The following is a 16,176-nucleotide window of genomic DNA, read 5'->3' as shown; positions in this document are numbered from 1 at the left end:
GCGTAAGGTGTGTGGGTTAAGGTTTATGGAGTAAAGATTGAGGAATAAGTTTGTTCAGCCCGAAATACGAAAGCGATTGTATGAAAAGAATACCTCAGAAAACGCTATCGTCCTGCTTGTTATAAGTTTGCGGTCATAGCGCTAAATTAACCGCAAACTTGATTACGGCCGTTATTTTTAGCTTGATACAAAAGTTCATCAGCTTCATTAATGAGTGCGCGTAAGCTTTGCTTCGTATAACAACTCACCCCACAGCTAATGCTAAGATGAACAAGTTGCGAGTCGAGTTTAATTGGCGTTGAAGCAACAGCCTCACGAATATCGTTAGCAATGACGAGCATGTCATGTTTAAAATCGTGCTCATCATTAGAGCGGCTAGCAACAGTATCGCTAAGAGGCGCTTTGATTAATAGAAGAAACTCTTCACCGCCCCATCGAATTACTGTAGTTTCAAGCGAATTTGATTGCTTAATAATGGCAGCGATATGTTGCAAGGCCAGATCTCCAACGCCATGACCGAATTGATCATTTACACGTTTAAAGTGGTCAACATCCAGCATGATCACCCCAAATTCAATTTCGCCATTTACCGCTAATACCATGTTTTCTACCGCGATAGCCGCGCCTTCACGGCGATTATAAAAGCCTGTTAAGTCATCAAAAGTGGCATGTTGAGTCAATTTGGCTTCTAAGGCTTTTTGTTCGGTTATATCGAATATTACTCCGATTAAACCAGCCACATTACCTTCCGCATCAAAAAAGCTGGTTTTGTGAAATTTTACAAACACAATATCTCCGCTATTGGTGCGAATTTCTTTTTCATAAATTTGCACCCCAGGATTATCAAACAAGGCTTGATCCGCTTGTTGGTAACTATCCGCCAAGGCTTTATCAAACAATTGATATACGCTAAACCCCACCAGTTGTTGTCTCGATATTTTTATGAAGTCTTCAAAAGCCCGATTACAGCCCAAATAAACCCCATTCACATCTTTGTAAAAAATCGGCACCGGAAGCGTATCAATCGTAAACTGCAAAAGAGGGTTATCCGCGCTAAAAAACACCAATAAATCGTGTGGAGCTAAGGGGTTTGTTAAGGCCATATCTACTCACTAGTAAAAAATCATGCTCTTTGAGTATAGACATGTTAGCTAACACTTTCCTCAAGCCTGCAATTAATGGCAATTTAGCAGTCCGTTAAAAACTAAAATGTTTAGGGCTTATTTATGGGCAACTATTAGAGGGGATGTCAGGGGACAAAATGAATGATTGGAGTGTCACTGGATAATTAAAATATAATCATTAACAACAAAACTCAGGGGGATCTGACTGTGACTCCCCTGATCGCTTAGCAATGTTCAACTCGCATATTTAAAAGTGGTACTTTACCAATAAGCTAGTCACATTTTGATTGGTATTAAAGCCCGAGCTGCTCTTAATACCGTACTTGTTTTTCCAATAGTCATATTCAATACCCACATAAAGTGCACTATCTCGCATACCGACTTGCTTACCTAAATCATATTTAAGTTGTGGATTGAAATGAAAGTTCTTTTCATAACTGCCATCAGAATCAACTACCCAATCAATAAAACCATCAAATACGATATTTGAATCGCCTACAGGCCAGGTGACTTTCCAGGCAGGGGTGATTTGCCAAGTATCACCATCGCGGCCATCGGGGAAGCGGCGATACATATTAAGCTGAAAAAAATCAAAACCAGGAATGGCTAAATCAATACCTGCACCAATTAAAAATGATTCAACATCGCCTTCGCCAAACTCAACGGTGGTTGCTAGCAGTACATCTTTAACAACCCCCATTTCAACCGGTTCACCAAGCATTTTACTGAAGCTAAAGCGCGGGCTAAATTCACCATAATAGGCGCTTTTACCGTTTAAAAAGTCTTCTTCACCATTGTATTTAGTGAAATCGACAAACATAAATAAATCGCCAACACTCCAACCGCTAACATGTTCAAAAGTCAGTGTTTGTTGAATTTCAGGATTAACCTTAAAGTCGTCACCATATAGGTAAGTTAAACTATTGTCTTGCCACTGAACCACGTCATTGGCAGCAGCAAATGGTGCGTAACTCGCTAACAAGGCTATAAGCAGGCGTTTCATATTACATCCTTTTAAATAAGTTTAATTGATATAAGCCATTAAGGGATTGGCCTTGAATGATTTCAGCATTAGTGCAATAGGTTTCTCATAAGGTAACAGCGTATTATGATCCTTGCTGTGATAACAATTTTATCGCTTTCGAGTCGATATCAGAGTGTCTATCACAAGCGACATCAATAGTAATGCAATAACAACGGTGGAGATTATGCCAGTAACGTTTTAGATACTTAAGCGTTACATTGCCAAATTGCTTGATAAGTGAATTCTGAATCAAGGACTTGTTAAAACAACAAGCTCCAGTACAAAAAGCGCCGCTACACTAGTTGTGCTATGTCGATGATATTATTGAGACTATAAAGACTTGTTTCGCCATTAACGATTTGTGCTAACATCAAATGACCATACTATTTATATTGATATTAAACGAATTAATGACACAAAGGCCAATATGCTTGGGTAACAAACATACCAACACCATAGGCAACACGTCTTTAAGCCTTTTTCAATTTAGGCTATTGGTCATTATTGGCACGGCTTTACTTGGCAGCTTTATGATTGCAGATTTAGCCCTAGTACCTGATCCCGTAAGCGATATATACATCACTTCTCGTTTATACCTGCAGTTGCCTGTCTGTATTACTTTTTTGTTAGCCTCTTTTCACCCGCAATTTTCGAAGTTCTACCAAATGGCGCTTGCCGTCACCATGCTGTTGCTCACCTTTATCAACTATTGGTTAATACTAATGTGTTGGCAAATGGAAGCCTTTGCCTTTCCTTATGAAGGCACTGTTATGTATAGCTTATTTACCCTATTCGTATTTCGTATGTCATTTAAATATTCTGTACCTTATTCATTAATAGTGCTGATTGGTTTTGCCAGCATCGTACTCACAGAGCCTATTTATGGTAATAAAACGGCCGTCAGTTTAGGTTTTGTTGTCGTAGGCTTGATTGTTGGCCTGCTAGGAGTATTACAAATAGAACGGGCATTAAAACAGCTGTCAAAAGCTAATAAAAAATTGAATCGATTAAGTCAGATAGACCATTTAACCGGTATTTATAATCGCCGGACTTTTGAAGCACGCTTTTCAGAGCAACTCAGTTTGCAAAACAGATCAGGAAATTGTATTTGTGTATTTATTATCGACCTTGATTATTTTAAAGGTTACAACGATGGCTATGGTCACGTAAAAGGAGACAATATTATTAAGTTACAAGCCAGTAACTTAAAAAAAGTCTTCCGTAGATCATCTGATATTGTCGCCCGATATGGCGGTGAGGAGTTTGTGGTGGTTTCAACGCAAGTGACGCAAGAGCAATGCCTTGAACTTGCCAATAACATCATTAACCAATGGCGAGATTTAAAAGAACCCCACGGCAAAGTAGCAGGGCAGCATTATGTCACTTGCTCAGTTGGATTCTATTTAGAGCAAATTAATCAGCTATCAGACAAAATCTCTATGGTCAAAAAAGCAGATAAAGCGCTTTATCAAGCCAAAGAACAAGGCCGTAATTGCTTTGTCCAATACACGCAATAAACACTACCATTAGGTGGTAGGGTATTAATACTAAAGATCTATTTTTACAATGATTCATAACTACGGCAAGCTTAAAACACATAAACTAAGCTCTATAAAGCACCCAATTTTTGTGTCATTCACTTCTGCAAAAAAACCAAATTATAACTACCACTTAGTATTGTTCAGCTATATTTATACTTCTAACTCATTTGCCTCACATCATTTGCACCACTCAATTTGCCCCGATATTCCAATAAGGTGATTCAATGGAGAAATTAAAAGCATTATTAGGTACTGTGTGGCGAGTAATTAAAAAACCCAGCATTCACTACAGCCTAGGCTTTTTAGTTATCGGCGGCTTTATAGCGGGTGTCATATTTTGGGGGGCGTTTAATACTGCATTAGAAATGTCGAGCACTGAAGAATTCTGTAGTAGTTGTCATCAAAATGTTTACGAAGAAATGAAACCTACCATTCATTTCACCAATCGCAGTGGTGTAAGAGCGACTTGTCATGATTGTCATGTGCCCCATAAATGGACCGATAAAATTGCCCGAAAAATGCAAGCGTCTAAAGAAATATGGGCAGACTTAGTCGGCACCATTGATACCCCTGAAAAATTTGAAGCAAAACGTCGTGAGCTTGCTGGACATGAATGGCGTCGATTAAAAGCCAATAACTCACTTGAATGTCGAAATTGTCATGAATACGATTATATGGACTTCACTCGCCAATCAGATAGGGCAGCTAATATGCACTCAAAGTATTTAGAGAGCGGCGAACAAACCTGTATTGATTGCCACAAAGGTATTGCCCATCAACTACCAGATATGGAAGGCGTAGAAGGCTGGTAACTTTATCCTCTAAAGACGGTTATATATTGCGATAAGATGAACATGTATGACCACCGTATACCAAAGGTATATCACCAAACACACTGGAATATAGGTAATCACTGCCGTTAATCATATAGAACAGCGCAAATTAAACACGACGCCACTACCTCGACAAATGCTCGACAAATGCTCGACAAATAGATAAACAGCAAACCCACTTTAGGGGGCTAACTCAGTTTCATTTCGGCAATATTGGGTCGAGAAAGTCTGGTTAATATCCGATAAAGATTGATAACCACAACACATAAAACCGCCCCTATCATAAATAGCCACGGGCCTCCGAGTAGGTCAAGAATGATCCCTCCTCCTAACGGCGCCATGGCAAAACCAATTTCACTAAATGAAGCTGCGCCAAAATAAGCGCCTCGAAGATGTTGCGGGGCTAAGCGATCAATATGCACATTCATGGTCGGAAATAAAATCGTCTCAGCAAGACTCATCACCACTACGGCCCCTATCCAGCCCCAAAATATATCCACTGGGTTTAATGCCAGCCACACTTGGGAGCACATGAGCAAGATCAATCCAAATTGAATTCGCTGAATTAAACTATATTTAGCCATCAGTTTTAATAAGATAAACTGCGTAGAAATGATCACTAATGCATTGGTAAAAATTATACTCGATATCAACGTCAGTAATTGAGGCGCTTGTGCTCGGGTTAAATACTGAATGAGCGAACTGTCCATTTGCGCATAAATAAACATGCATAAGGTATTGGCTAATATTAAACATTGAAACAATTTATCTTGTTTTAAAATGGCAAAAATTTGCTGGCGAGTTTCTTTTGCAACAGGCTTTGTTACACCCGAATGAGCCTCTTTATCAGCGGTATTTTTAGCGGAATCAATATTTGATTGATGACTAAACCCCCAATAAAGCATTATCAGTAACACCACAAATGCACCGGCTGTGATGTAAAAACTCGATTGCTCACCCGTTAGTCCTAACCAAATGCCAAGCATAGGCCCAACAGCGCAGCCGACATTGACGATGAAATACCATGATTGCATCGCCAATTCACGGGTTTGCTTATCATGTATTATGTCACCGATAACGGCTGAGGTGAGCGGTCGCCATATCGAGGTCGCGATTGAACATAAGGTCATCACCACCACATAACCATTAACGCTGTCGACTTGTGCTAGCAATGAAAAAGAAATGATATATAGCACACCAGTCATGTACATCAATTTGTGCCGACCAATACGGTCTGACAATGCACTACCGATAAAACTGGTGAATACAGACACCAATGCTGCACTGGATAAAATCAATCCCACTTCTGTGGCACTTAACGCAAACCTGTCATATAAAATGATCGCGAGAAACGGCCACACCATATAATAGCTGCCACGAGTAATAAACGAGCCAAACAACAATATCCACATGAGTAATGGAAACTGCTTAACACGGGCTATAGAGACATCGCTTTGCATTGTAAAACCTTTAAAAGGAAAGCCTAACAGAAATGAGCTTGACCAAATCTAAAGAGTTGGCGCCATTAAAGCAACAATTGCATAACAAATATGATTAATGAAGGCTATTACATCCGAGTCTGCATATCTGACTCGAAAATAGTCAAGCAAATTGAAGATGATAAAGCTCAATGCGATAACATTAAGCTGAGTGCTTTAGAGAGTTTACAAATGCCATTCAAGAAACTCATTAAATATCTTAACGACTTGTAAAAGCCGATGATAAAAGGATATTAAGCTTTATCACAGCTAACTTAGCTGGAACAAAATGGTGTTTAAGATAATTAATGATTCAGCGATAAAAAACAGCCTTATCTGCGGCCAGATATCACAGTGGTAATATCTGGCTTGGATTCATTTCAGCCGCATAAGTGCGAAATTAGCTATATGAATACAGTAGATGTGCACCTCTACAACGCAACATGAGTCATAAATAGCCAACTCGCTAGCAATACAATATCCTCCCATCCAATTGCGATAAGGCAAAGCTTAAATGATTACTCGAGGCCGCGCCCGAACACGCGTTTCATGAATGCTATACGTTAAGATCTCAAAATAAAGAAACTAGAGACTTAATTCTCGCCCCACTAATGCGAACTTAAGTTCACATAAAAGGGTTCGGATGTTAATATAGCTGAGTAATCATTATCAGCACTAACGTTTAAGGTAAGCTTAAACCTGTGCTTACGGATTTTATATTAAACAAAGCAGGAAGCTCATGAGCATAAAATCAATAACACTCACGCTAATCTCCCAAGTAACTACAACTATATTATTGACTGCCAGTGTCCAAGCTGCGCCATACCATTCAGATGAAGCCGCAATTAAAGCCGTCGAATTTGCGCCTGGGATAATTTCAACACCAGAGAATTTTGAAATTAATACCGTCTTTAATGCACAAGGCGATAAAGTCATTTTCTCTCGCTGTAATGATGACTTTAGTCATTGCACATTAATGGAATCAAGTTATAAGCAGGGTCAATGGCAAACTGCTGAGTCGTTGCCTTTTTCTGGTGAATTTCTTGATGCTGACCCCTACTATAATCAAGATTTCAGCCAACTATATTTTATCTCTAAACGCCCTATTAGCAGTGATAATCTCGAAGCTGATTCACTTAATTTGTGGCGTGTTGCACTGACTAATAATGGTTGGCAACAACCTGAATATTTAGCGGATATCAGCTCTAATGCCGCTGACTTATACCCTTCAATTACCGCTAATGGTGACTTATACTTTCCTTCATTTCGTAATGATCAACGATTGATGTACGTCGCTAAAGCCCAAGGAGAAGGTTTCATGGCGCCGCAAGCATTATCAAGCACTATGCATGGTAGCAATGGGAGTATTGGTGATTCAGCCGTATCAAGAGACGGGAAAAGCATCATCTTCAGCATAAAAGGTCGCAGTGATAGTCAAGGTAAAGGTGATTTATATATTTCATATTTACGTGATGGACAATGGTCTGTGGCGAAAAGTCTCGGTAATAAAGTCAATACGGCAGATCATGAATTTACTCCAATCATGTCACCAGATAATAACTATTTATTTTTTACCCGTATTGAAAATGGTAAGGGCAACTTGTATCAAGTTAAGCTCAGCACATTGAATTTATAATATTTTCACAGCTGATTTAATGACTCTATGGTGCTTTATAGAGTCATTAAACTTATGCTCGCTAAGCGAGCACTTTAGTCAATATGTGAAGCTTTCAACACTAATGCGACTTGGCTAAACTCAATTCCTTGCCAACCATTAAACATAAATTGACGAATGTTTTGATGATCTTTTCCCTCAGGCATGGCTAATACATCCCGATAATATTGACCAAATAATTGCAGTGTTTGAGGCTGGGTTAACTGGTGAATTTGCGCAAACGAAAACAGCTTACAAGAACCTGAGTTTTCGCCAGCGTCGTTAGCTTGTTTACCATTAGTAAAAGCGCTTGGGGTGAAATCATAGTGAGCATCGATGATTGCCATCGTGTCTTCAAAGCGAACGGGTTCAGCAATTGATTGAGACAGTGTTTCGATAAAGCTGACAACATCAGCTTGGGTATTTGTCAGTTCAGTCATGTTAAATCCTGTATTGCTGTCATAAACAGTGTGAAAAATCCTATAAACATCATATAAAAAGATTAACCCATCGTCCTTATAAAATGTGTAACTTACTCATCCAGCAGCAAATGACCCACTTTCACCCAAATAAGCGTATCTTGTTCAACATAAGGATTATGCTGACTTAAATGTGGACTGCGGATCCAAGTGCCTGCAGGATAACGACCTAATTCATCAATAAACTCACCGCTAATAACGTAAATTTCTTCACCACCAAAATGACGATGAGGCTGAAATTGGCAACGTGCAGGCCAAAAAACTAAGGCTGTCGATTCGGTAAGATGTTGATGCAGCGGCATCACCTTTAAATCACCTTGCCCAGCAGACCATGGTGTATTGTTAGTATCGATACGAACTTGAGCGCCATCGCTAGCTTGAAATTGATGTAGCTTTACTAGTAATTCACAGCCTTGAACGCTAAAGGGCGCATGACTAAAGCCTTCGGGATTACGAATATAAGTCCCTGTAGGATAATCGCCAGTTTCATCTGAAAACACCCCTGATAACACTAATATCTCTTCACCTAATGGATGCGGGTGCGATGAAAAACTTGCTCCAGCGTCATACTTCACCACACTGGTCGCATGACCACGTTCAGCTTCTTCTCTGGCCAATCGTTTACGCCACACTCCTTGAGCGGGGCTTTTGTCCCATTGAAGTTTATTGGTATCAATTACAACCCGCTGAGAAAAATCCATGTTAAGCATTATGAGTTCCTGCTATTTTTTATATCAGTGTAATAGGACTTAAACTAAATGAATAGCGCACACTTAAATAGCGGGGAAATAAAAAACCCGCACTATTACTAGCGCAGGTTTTGAGGGAGTTGCAGATAATGTTCAGCTAGGCGTAAAGTTAAGCTGAAGTGTTATCGCGACTTCAATACTGTTTAAACGCCGCTATTATTAAAAGGCATTATTATTTAAACGGCACTATTATTTAAACGGCACTGGACGCGGTGTATTCGCATTTGAAGGCGGTAAAATCGGCAACATAATTTGTGGCTGCTCACCGGTTAAACTGTTCAAAAACTCAACCATTTGTGCAGTTTCTTTAGCTGACATTTTTTGCCCTAGTTGAATGTCGGCCATGGTATTAACCGCTTCATCTAGGTTCCATACGCTACCATCATGGAAGTATGGGTAGGTAAGCTCAATGTTACGTAAGGTTGGTACTTTAAAGACGAACTTATCAGCTTCTTTACCGGTAACCCCTTTACGCCCTTCCGCTGGATTGTCTGTGTGGAATGGTTTAATTAAGCCCATTTTCATGTACATAGTGCCGCCAACCGCTGGGCCGTTATGACACGCGACACACCCTTTGTCTTTAAATAACTGATAACCCGTTTGTGCATCTGCAGAGATGGCTTTTTTATCGCCTTCTAAATATTTATCAAATGGGCTATTTGGCGTCACTAAGGTTTTTTCGAATGTCGCTATGGCATCTGTAAGACGGTCGATGTTGACTTCATTTGAACCATAAATGTCATTAAAACGCGCAACATATGCAGGCATTGAAGCGATAGTATCTACTGCTAAATCATGGGTATAACCCATTTCTTTTGGATTATCGATAGGACCTGCAGCTTGCTCTTTTAAGGTTGCAGCGCGGCCATCCCAAAATTGCGCCAGCATATAATCAGCGTTTAAGACTGTAGGCGAGTTTATTGGACCTTGTTGCCACTCATGACCAATTGAGGTCGGCAGTGCATCCACACCACCAAGGGACAAGTTATGACATGAGTTACATGAGATAAAACCAGACATTGATAGACGTGGCTCAAAGAAAAGCATTTTACCTAGCTCAACTTTTTCAGGCTCGGTGATCACCGCAGGCTTAATGACTTCAATGGGCTCACTGGCCTGAGAAGTTGAAATAGAAAAAATCGAAGCTAGCATTACAGCAACGGTGGTCAGCTTAGTCATAATAAATAACCTTGTTCATAGTATGGTTTAATGGCAAGCATCTTAATTGTTCTATATCTTAGGTTAAAACGGTAAAATCCGATTAAGTCCATCGCAATCGCAAATTCTATTTATGCGGCTTAAGTCACTGTTTATTTTTAAAAATAAGATAGGTTAACGAACCATTCGATTAAATTAAACCTGCACACCACCAATAGCGATTAAGATTGCTGTAGATCACATCCTTTTGTATCAAACACTGCGCCAATATTGATACAAATGACTTTTTACAGGTGTAATATCGCGATAAAAAATGCAGCTTATTCTTGCCTATTAAGCTCCATCACTCCTTAAAGCTGATTTTCTCGCCCATATGGCTTAGCTATATTATTTACCGAAGTTAAGTATATAGGGATTTACTGACGCATATGGCAATACACTTATAACTCTTGAGTGTAACGATTCGTGTAACTGCCAGTTAATAAATCAGCCAACAACGTACCTGCTATGGCTTAGCATTTGTTATACTTAACCAAATTTATTACTTACCATTGGTAGATTGCCACCTCAGGATGTTGATATGACCCAAGACGAAATGAAAAAAGCCGCTGGATGGGCTGCACTTAAATATGTTGAAGAAGGTTCAATTGTTGGTGTTGGAACAGGTTCAACGGTTAATCACTTTATTGATGCGTTAGCGACAATGAAAGATGACATTGAAGGCGCCGTATCAAGCTCTGAAGCCTCAACCCAAAAACTAAAAGGTTTAGGCATTGAAGTATTTGATCTCAATAGTGTCTCAGATCTATCTGTGTACGTTGATGGCGCTGATGAAATCAATGACCATATGGACATGATTAAAGGCGGCGGCGCGGCATTAACCCGTGAAAAAATTGTCGCGGCTGTGGCTAAAAAGTTTGTTTGTATTGTTGATAATACCAAGCAAGTTGAGATTTTAGGTGAGTTTCCACTGCCTATTGAAGTGATCCCAATGGCGCGCTCTTACGTTGCTCGTGAATTAGTAAAATTAGGTGGCGATCCGGTGTACCGTGAAGGTGTCGTCACTGACAATGGTAATGTAATTTTGGATATGTACAACTACCGCATTCTTGATCCTAAAACCTTAGAAAAGCAATTAAATGATATTGTTGGTGTGGTCACTAATGGTTTATTTGCTAACCGCGGTGCTGATGTATTGCTGGTTGGCAGCCCAGATGGCGTTAACACGATTGTCGCCAAATAGTCCTAAAGGCTAGTTGCTTAAGTCCGGTAATTAAAGTTAATCGCACTGATAAAATGCTCAATTCACCATTGGGCATTTTTGTTTTTATAACCATAAAGCCCTTAAAGTTGTGCCAAGCCCCTATCCTACTTGCTTCCACTTAAAATTTTCACTTTAACCTTTCACACCTAAGCTTACTCAAGCAGATGCTTTTCAGCATTTTGACTCCCCATAGTAATCAAAAAAATATTTTATTTAATCAAGTAAACCTTTTAGCAACTTGCTAATGTCTAATCTAGTAACTCACATCACATTGGAATAATTGGTGAACTTAACCTCAAGCAATATCACAGACATTGATAATCAACTCAGCAGTAATACTCGCGCTGCTGAAGCTGGTGAAATCAATAATGCCTGCTTAGATGACGCTTTAGTGGCGAAAGCTAAGGGCGGCGATAAAGCAGCGTTTAAGCTACTTTATCAGCGCCATCAAGGCCGTGTGTATGCAATTTGTTTGCGTTTAAGTGGTAGCGCTGATCATGCCGATGAAATTTGCCAAGACTGCTTTGTCAGATTATGGCAAAAGCTAAATCAGTTTAATGGCGATAGTCAGTTTACGACTTGGTTATATAAGCTGTGTGTCCACCAAGCTATTAACAGCATGAAAGCAAAGCAAAGCTTTTGGCATCGATTTTTACCAGAATCGAGCTTGAGTGAGCATCATCAAAGTCTCAGCGAAAATCATCAAACGCAAAACGGCCATCAAGAGTATCACCGCCTTGATAAATTAATTATGCAACTGCCACAACGCACCCGCGTGGTGTTTGTACTGTGCGCAATTGAAGGTTATCAACATGATGAAGTTGCGCAGATTTTGGATATTGCCGTTGGCACCAGTAAAGCCCAATACCACAGAGCAAAGCAGATGCTACAGGAGATGTTGGTATGAAAAATAGCAATCAGCAGCAACAATTAACAAGGCTTATTGATAGCTTGCCAAAAGAGATCTCACCAAACAAAGATCTATGGCAAGACATTGAGGCGAAAATAAGCGCCCCAACAAATTCTTCAGTGCCAGCAAAGCAAACTGATGCTGCAACTCAGTACCGCAGCGCTAACTCGCAATACTGGCGACATCTTGCCGTTGCCGCCAGTATTAGTTTTGTATTGGTATTAGGCTGGCTATTAACAAGCCCTACAGCACAAAAGCCAAGCCTTGAGCCTATCACCGTCACAAATGCCCTTAGCAATCAGTCTACTGAAGATTTAATTGCCTTGGTTGATCAAATAGCCCTGACCCATCAACAGCAAATTAATGGCTTTGATGACAACAAATATACTGTTGGCATGCAGCTTGATGACCTTACTAATCCATTCAATAAGGGTTATAGCGAATTGCAGCTTGCATCAAAAGAGATCCAAAAAGCCCTTAAAAGCGATCCCAATAACAAGCAAGTGTGGGATTTATGGTTATGGGTAATGAAGCGCGAAATACAGCTGTTACAACAGCAACAACGCACCCCAATTAACACGACTCCATCGACTCAAGGAAATTCCATATGAACAATCAAACTAGTCTGTTTATCAGCCGACTTATCATTGGCGGCAGCCTGCTATTCACAACAACACTCATGACATCAACAATGGCCTTTGCAGCACAATCCGTTGAACAAGAAATGACGGTTAATGCGAAACCACAAATTGAGCTAAAAGTGCAGCGCGGCAAAGTAGAGATCATCGGCTGGGACAAAGACCTCATCACAGTATCCGGTCAGTTAGATGAATTGTCTGAAGGGTTTATCTTTGAGCAAAAAGGCAATCAAATCACTATTGAAGATAAGCTACCCAACAGCTATCGGGGTCATGATGAAGATGGCTCAAATTTAGTCATCAAATTACCCATAAAGCTAATGCTTGAAGCTGAAGGGGTTTCAGCAGATTACAAGATTGAAAATCTGTCAGGCGAAATAGACTTGGCATTAGTCAGTGGTAACTTAAAAGCTAACCACATGGATGGCGACATAAAACTACAAACAGTGTCAGGCAATATTGAGTCAGACAAGCTCAATGGCAAGCTTGAATTAGAAACCGTTTCTGGCGATATCAAGGATAAAAGCTCTGCAGGCAAAGCTCAGTATCGCCTCGTCAGTGGCGAGTTAGAGTCTAAAGATAACCAAGTCACTAAGCTTAGTATCGATCAAGTATCAGGTGATATTGAAGGCAACTTTAGCGCGGTAGAAAAAATCAAAATTGTCAGTGTCAGTGGCGATATCGACATCAGTTTAAGCGCCAAAGTCACTAAGGCATCATTTGATACGGTTAGCGGTGATGTTGAAGTCAAATTCACTCAAATGCCTAACCTGACATTTGAGATTGATGGTGGCCCAGGTGGCGATATTAATAACGAATTAACCGATGATAAACCGCTAAAAACTAAGTATTCAGCAAGAGAAAGCATCCAATTTACAACCGGCGATGCCACAGGTAAATTTAGCGTTAATACCATAAGCGGCAATATCGAATTGAAGTAGCGTTTTTATCTTCATGCTGCAGTTACAGGCGCTAGCATGGGGATCTTAAGTCTGATATTACTCGGCACATTAGGCGCTAAACGTCGCCGTAAACTACACTAGGATAGCATTCCAAACTAGTGCTTGGGCCTTCTACAAAGAAGGCCCTTTTTTTTCATTTAACGCCAGCTCACAACCTAACCCGAATAGCAGCTATAAACCCGTCGAGATTGTGACAATTCACTCGTATAACATAGTCATTCGTTTTACATAATCACTCGTATTACATTGTCACTCGTAGCGCTAATAATTTTGACAACCTTGTATAATCTAAAATAATCATCTTGCCTCTGACTAAATCAATATAGCCATCTTCAGCCAACTTATTGAGTACTTCATTGACTCGAGGGCGACTTACATTGGCAATTTCACTCAGTTGCTGCTGGGTGATTTTTAGTTCAATAACGGGCAAATCAATCATGCGTTTAGCACGTACTAATTCTAATAAAAAATGAATGATACGTTCTTCAATACCATAAAATGACAAGTGCATACCTTGAACCAGTTTAGGGGTATTACGGCGCATAATGCTATAAATAAACTTATAAATCTCAGGGTTAATGTTAGCTAACTCAGTGAGTTCACATTTAGGGAAAAACAAGCTGTTGATCGGTTCCAGTTCATTGGTATAAAGACTAATTTTAGGGAAAATCTCAACCGCTACAGCCCCAACCCACATTTCTTTACCAAATATAAAACTCGCTAAAGGGCGGTTATCAGCACTGGTGGTGGCAAATGTACCCAGACCATCGATACAGTAAAAATACCCCCGTTCACTGTCATCAGCCAGTAGGTTACTGTATTTCTCAATGCCTTGATCATCGACAGCAATATCCATGATCTCAGCTTTGGTTCTTTCGCTCAATTCACAGGGCCAGTTTATTTGTTTACGTAACGCGAGTGTCATTTATTCTCCAGTCAAACATTTCAGCAAGCGTTAAGCAGACATAACTTGTTTAAAGCTATTAAGCATTGAGCGATCTGTACGTGCTTTTTTTAATTTTCTAATACTTTCTTTTAATGATTGCTCTGCCAAGCGGCCAAATACACCATCATATTCTTTTTCATCAATTTCTTTTTCTGACTCAGCCTCATCTGCAATTTCTTGGGCAACACGGCTTAACTGCATCCACGCATTGGCAATATAAAAACCATGAAACTCCGCCTTGGGCAGTAATTTTTGTGCACTCGCAGGCATTGCTTGCCAGCTTTTAGCAAATAACTCAGCCTTGTCTTCAATTAGCTCATTAAACAAACCTTCATAAGCCTCAAGTAAAGTCTCTGGTAATTTATCCATCGGCAGCACTTTATTAGCGACATTAAAAGAAATCTGCTTTGCTGTTGCTTTATACTCTTCGCTTAGTTGACTCATTAGTTTGTTCTCTATTTCAATGATTAAGTTAGCGCCATGAATTCATGTGATTAACGCAGTTTGAGTAACTAAGTCGCATTAACAGCACTTAAAATGGCACAGGCATAAGGTTTCTATCGCAGAAAATACTGCCATTAAACCTTTAAGCTTTATGTTATTTAGCAACAGACTAGTATAAACGATATTATCAACGCCTTTATAGGTTATAGACATATATATTGGTTGTTTTTGTGAAGCTGCAAATACCTACCCAGTCAATAATGTGATCTTATCCAGTTAGATTAAAAGTGGCCCGTTAAACACATAAAATGAATGCAAACAACTTAACTCATGAATGATGATGCTTTTAACATTTATCGACTCTTTTTAAGGTGTTTTCACTATGGTAAACACAGTTAACGAACTATATTAGCAACAGCTATTTTTAAAAGATGAAATAAACAATTAATCAGATTACCTCACAGTGCATTTAAACAAAAAAACGCGAGTAAATATTAACAAAAGCACAGGCTGAAGTGTTCTTTGTGTGACACATACTTATTTATTTACCCTTTTAAACAGAAGCTTAGCCATAACAGCGCTACTTATTCAGCTTTGATTGAACAAACCAAAATTTCTGTCATAATGTTGTGAAGCCAGTAAGTTAAATTAGCAATCTTTGATATAGATCTTATCTCTTTTTTTATTAACTTTTATGCCTGCTTAACGATTTATGCAGCTTTACGTAATTCGACATACCTAGATAGCTGCACCAGCAATAGTTACCAAGCTGATAACAATAAGTTAGTAAAGTTAAGTAAATTTATTGATACTCACCTGCAGAAAAAAGATATTATTGATCCTAGTGGCTAATTGAACTTTTTATATTGTTATCAAATACTAAATAATAAAATACAAAAATATTAATTCAGGGAAAAGTTGCATGGCCGATATTAAGCAAAGCGGCCAATTTTTAACCTGTAGCCTAACAAT

General features: G+C 39.4%; 15 protein-coding genes. 7 read left to right on the top strand and 8 right to left on the bottom strand.

Features of this window, described 5'->3' with window-relative positions:
- Nucleotides 1–146: 146 nt before the first annotated feature.
- Nucleotides 147–1,103, bottom strand: coding sequence for a GGDEF domain-containing protein (locus BCU91_RS05240; protein ID WP_102531038.1), 957 nt, complete (start codon nucleotides 1,101–1,103; stop codon nucleotides 147–149).
- Between the two features lie 268 nt (nucleotides 1,104–1,371).
- Nucleotides 1,372–2,127, bottom strand: coding sequence for an outer membrane protein OmpK (locus BCU91_RS05235; RefSeq protein ID WP_102440477.1), 756 nt, complete (start codon nucleotides 2,125–2,127; stop codon nucleotides 1,372–1,374).
- Between the two features lie 452 nt (nucleotides 2,128–2,579).
- Here BCU91_RS05235 and BCU91_RS05230 point away from each other — a divergent pair, with 452 nt between their 5' ends.
- Complete coding sequence (locus tag BCU91_RS05230; protein ID WP_157936266.1) at nucleotides 2,580–3,665, top strand: GGDEF domain-containing protein; 1,086 nt, start codon at nucleotides 2,580–2,582, stop codon at nucleotides 3,663–3,665.
- A gap of 248 nt (nucleotides 3,666–3,913) precedes the next feature.
- Nucleotides 3,914–4,501 carry a NapC/NirT family cytochrome c gene (locus BCU91_RS05225; protein ID WP_102440475.1) on the top strand — a complete coding sequence of 196 codons (588 nt, stop codon included), beginning with the start codon at nucleotides 3,914–3,916 and terminating at the stop codon, nucleotides 4,499–4,501.
- Between the two features lie 209 nt (nucleotides 4,502–4,710).
- Here the strand turns inward: BCU91_RS05225 and BCU91_RS05220 are convergent, their stop codons facing one another.
- Nucleotides 4,711–5,982: an MFS transporter gene (locus BCU91_RS05220; RefSeq protein WP_102531036.1), complete on the bottom strand. Its 1,272-nt coding sequence runs from the start codon at nucleotides 5,980–5,982 to the stop codon at nucleotides 4,711–4,713.
- Between the two features lie 757 nt (nucleotides 5,983–6,739).
- Between BCU91_RS05220 and BCU91_RS05215 the strand changes: the two genes are divergently transcribed.
- Nucleotides 6,740–7,636, top strand: a complete 897-nt coding sequence (locus BCU91_RS05215) for a PD40 domain-containing protein (RefSeq protein ID WP_102531035.1) — start codon at nucleotides 6,740–6,742, stop codon at nucleotides 7,634–7,636.
- A 74-nt stretch (nucleotides 7,637–7,710) separates the two neighbouring features.
- On the opposite strand, the gene BCU91_RS05210 is transcribed toward BCU91_RS05215, so the two are convergent.
- From BCU91_RS05210 to BCU91_RS05200, 3 genes are all read right to left on the bottom strand, one after another.
- On the bottom strand, nucleotides 7,711–8,094 hold the full coding sequence (locus tag BCU91_RS05210) for a HopJ type III effector protein (RefSeq protein WP_102531034.1): 384 nt from the start codon (nucleotides 8,092–8,094) through the stop codon (nucleotides 7,711–7,713).
- Nucleotides 8,095–8,186: 92 nt separating this feature from the next.
- Entirely contained in the window at nucleotides 8,187–8,843 is a 657-nt protein-coding gene (locus BCU91_RS05205; RefSeq protein WP_102531033.1) for a cupin domain-containing protein, read from the bottom strand.
- A gap of 228 nt (nucleotides 8,844–9,071) precedes the next feature.
- Nucleotides 9,072–10,061, bottom strand: coding sequence for a cytochrome-c peroxidase (locus BCU91_RS05200; protein ID WP_102531032.1), 990 nt, complete (start codon nucleotides 10,059–10,061; stop codon nucleotides 9,072–9,074).
- Between the two features lie 559 nt (nucleotides 10,062–10,620).
- Between BCU91_RS05200 and rpiA the strand changes: the two genes are divergently transcribed.
- The 4 genes from rpiA (at nucleotide 10,621) to BCU91_RS05180 (ending at nucleotide 13,793) form a co-directional block, all read left to right on the top strand.
- Nucleotides 10,621–11,283 (top strand): ribose-5-phosphate isomerase RpiA, encoded by a 663-nt coding sequence (gene rpiA, locus BCU91_RS05195; RefSeq protein ID WP_102531031.1) that lies wholly within the window; start codon nucleotides 10,621–10,623, stop codon nucleotides 11,281–11,283.
- A gap of 382 nt (nucleotides 11,284–11,665) precedes the next feature.
- Nucleotides 11,666–12,211 (top strand): RNA polymerase sigma factor, encoded by a 546-nt coding sequence (locus BCU91_RS05190; RefSeq protein WP_102531051.1) that lies wholly within the window; start codon nucleotides 11,666–11,668, stop codon nucleotides 12,209–12,211.
- On the top strand, nucleotides 12,208–12,825 hold the full coding sequence (locus BCU91_RS05185; RefSeq protein WP_102440468.1) for an anti-sigma factor: 618 nt from the start codon (nucleotides 12,208–12,210) through the stop codon (nucleotides 12,823–12,825). Before BCU91_RS05190 ends, BCU91_RS05185 begins: the two co-directional genes overlap by 4 nt.
- On the top strand, nucleotides 12,822–13,793 hold the full coding sequence (locus tag BCU91_RS05180; protein WP_241904039.1) for a DUF4097 family beta strand repeat-containing protein: 972 nt from the start codon (nucleotides 12,822–12,824) through the stop codon (nucleotides 13,791–13,793). Before BCU91_RS05185 ends, BCU91_RS05180 begins: the two co-directional genes overlap by 4 nt.
- Before the next feature lie 262 nt (nucleotides 13,794–14,055).
- On the opposite strand, the gene BCU91_RS05170 is transcribed toward BCU91_RS05180, so the two are convergent.
- Together BCU91_RS05170 and BCU91_RS05165 are read right to left on the bottom strand one after the other, a co-directional pair.
- Entirely contained in the window at nucleotides 14,056–14,739 is a 684-nt protein-coding gene (locus BCU91_RS05170; RefSeq protein ID WP_102531030.1) for a Crp/Fnr family transcriptional regulator, read from the bottom strand.
- 30 nt (nucleotides 14,740–14,769) lie between these two features.
- A complete protein-coding gene (locus BCU91_RS05165; protein ID WP_102440466.1) occupies nucleotides 14,770–15,204 on the bottom strand; it encodes a DUF3069 domain-containing protein in 435 nt (144 codons plus the stop codon).
- Nucleotides 15,205–16,176 lie beyond the last annotated feature (972 nt).

It is taken from the genome of Shewanella sp. 10N.286.52.B9 (genome assembly GCF_002873635.1).
In the GTDB taxonomy this organism is placed as follows: Bacteria; Pseudomonadota; Gammaproteobacteria; order Enterobacterales; family Shewanellaceae; genus Shewanella.
This window is presented reverse-complemented; position numbering and strand designations above follow the sequence as displayed.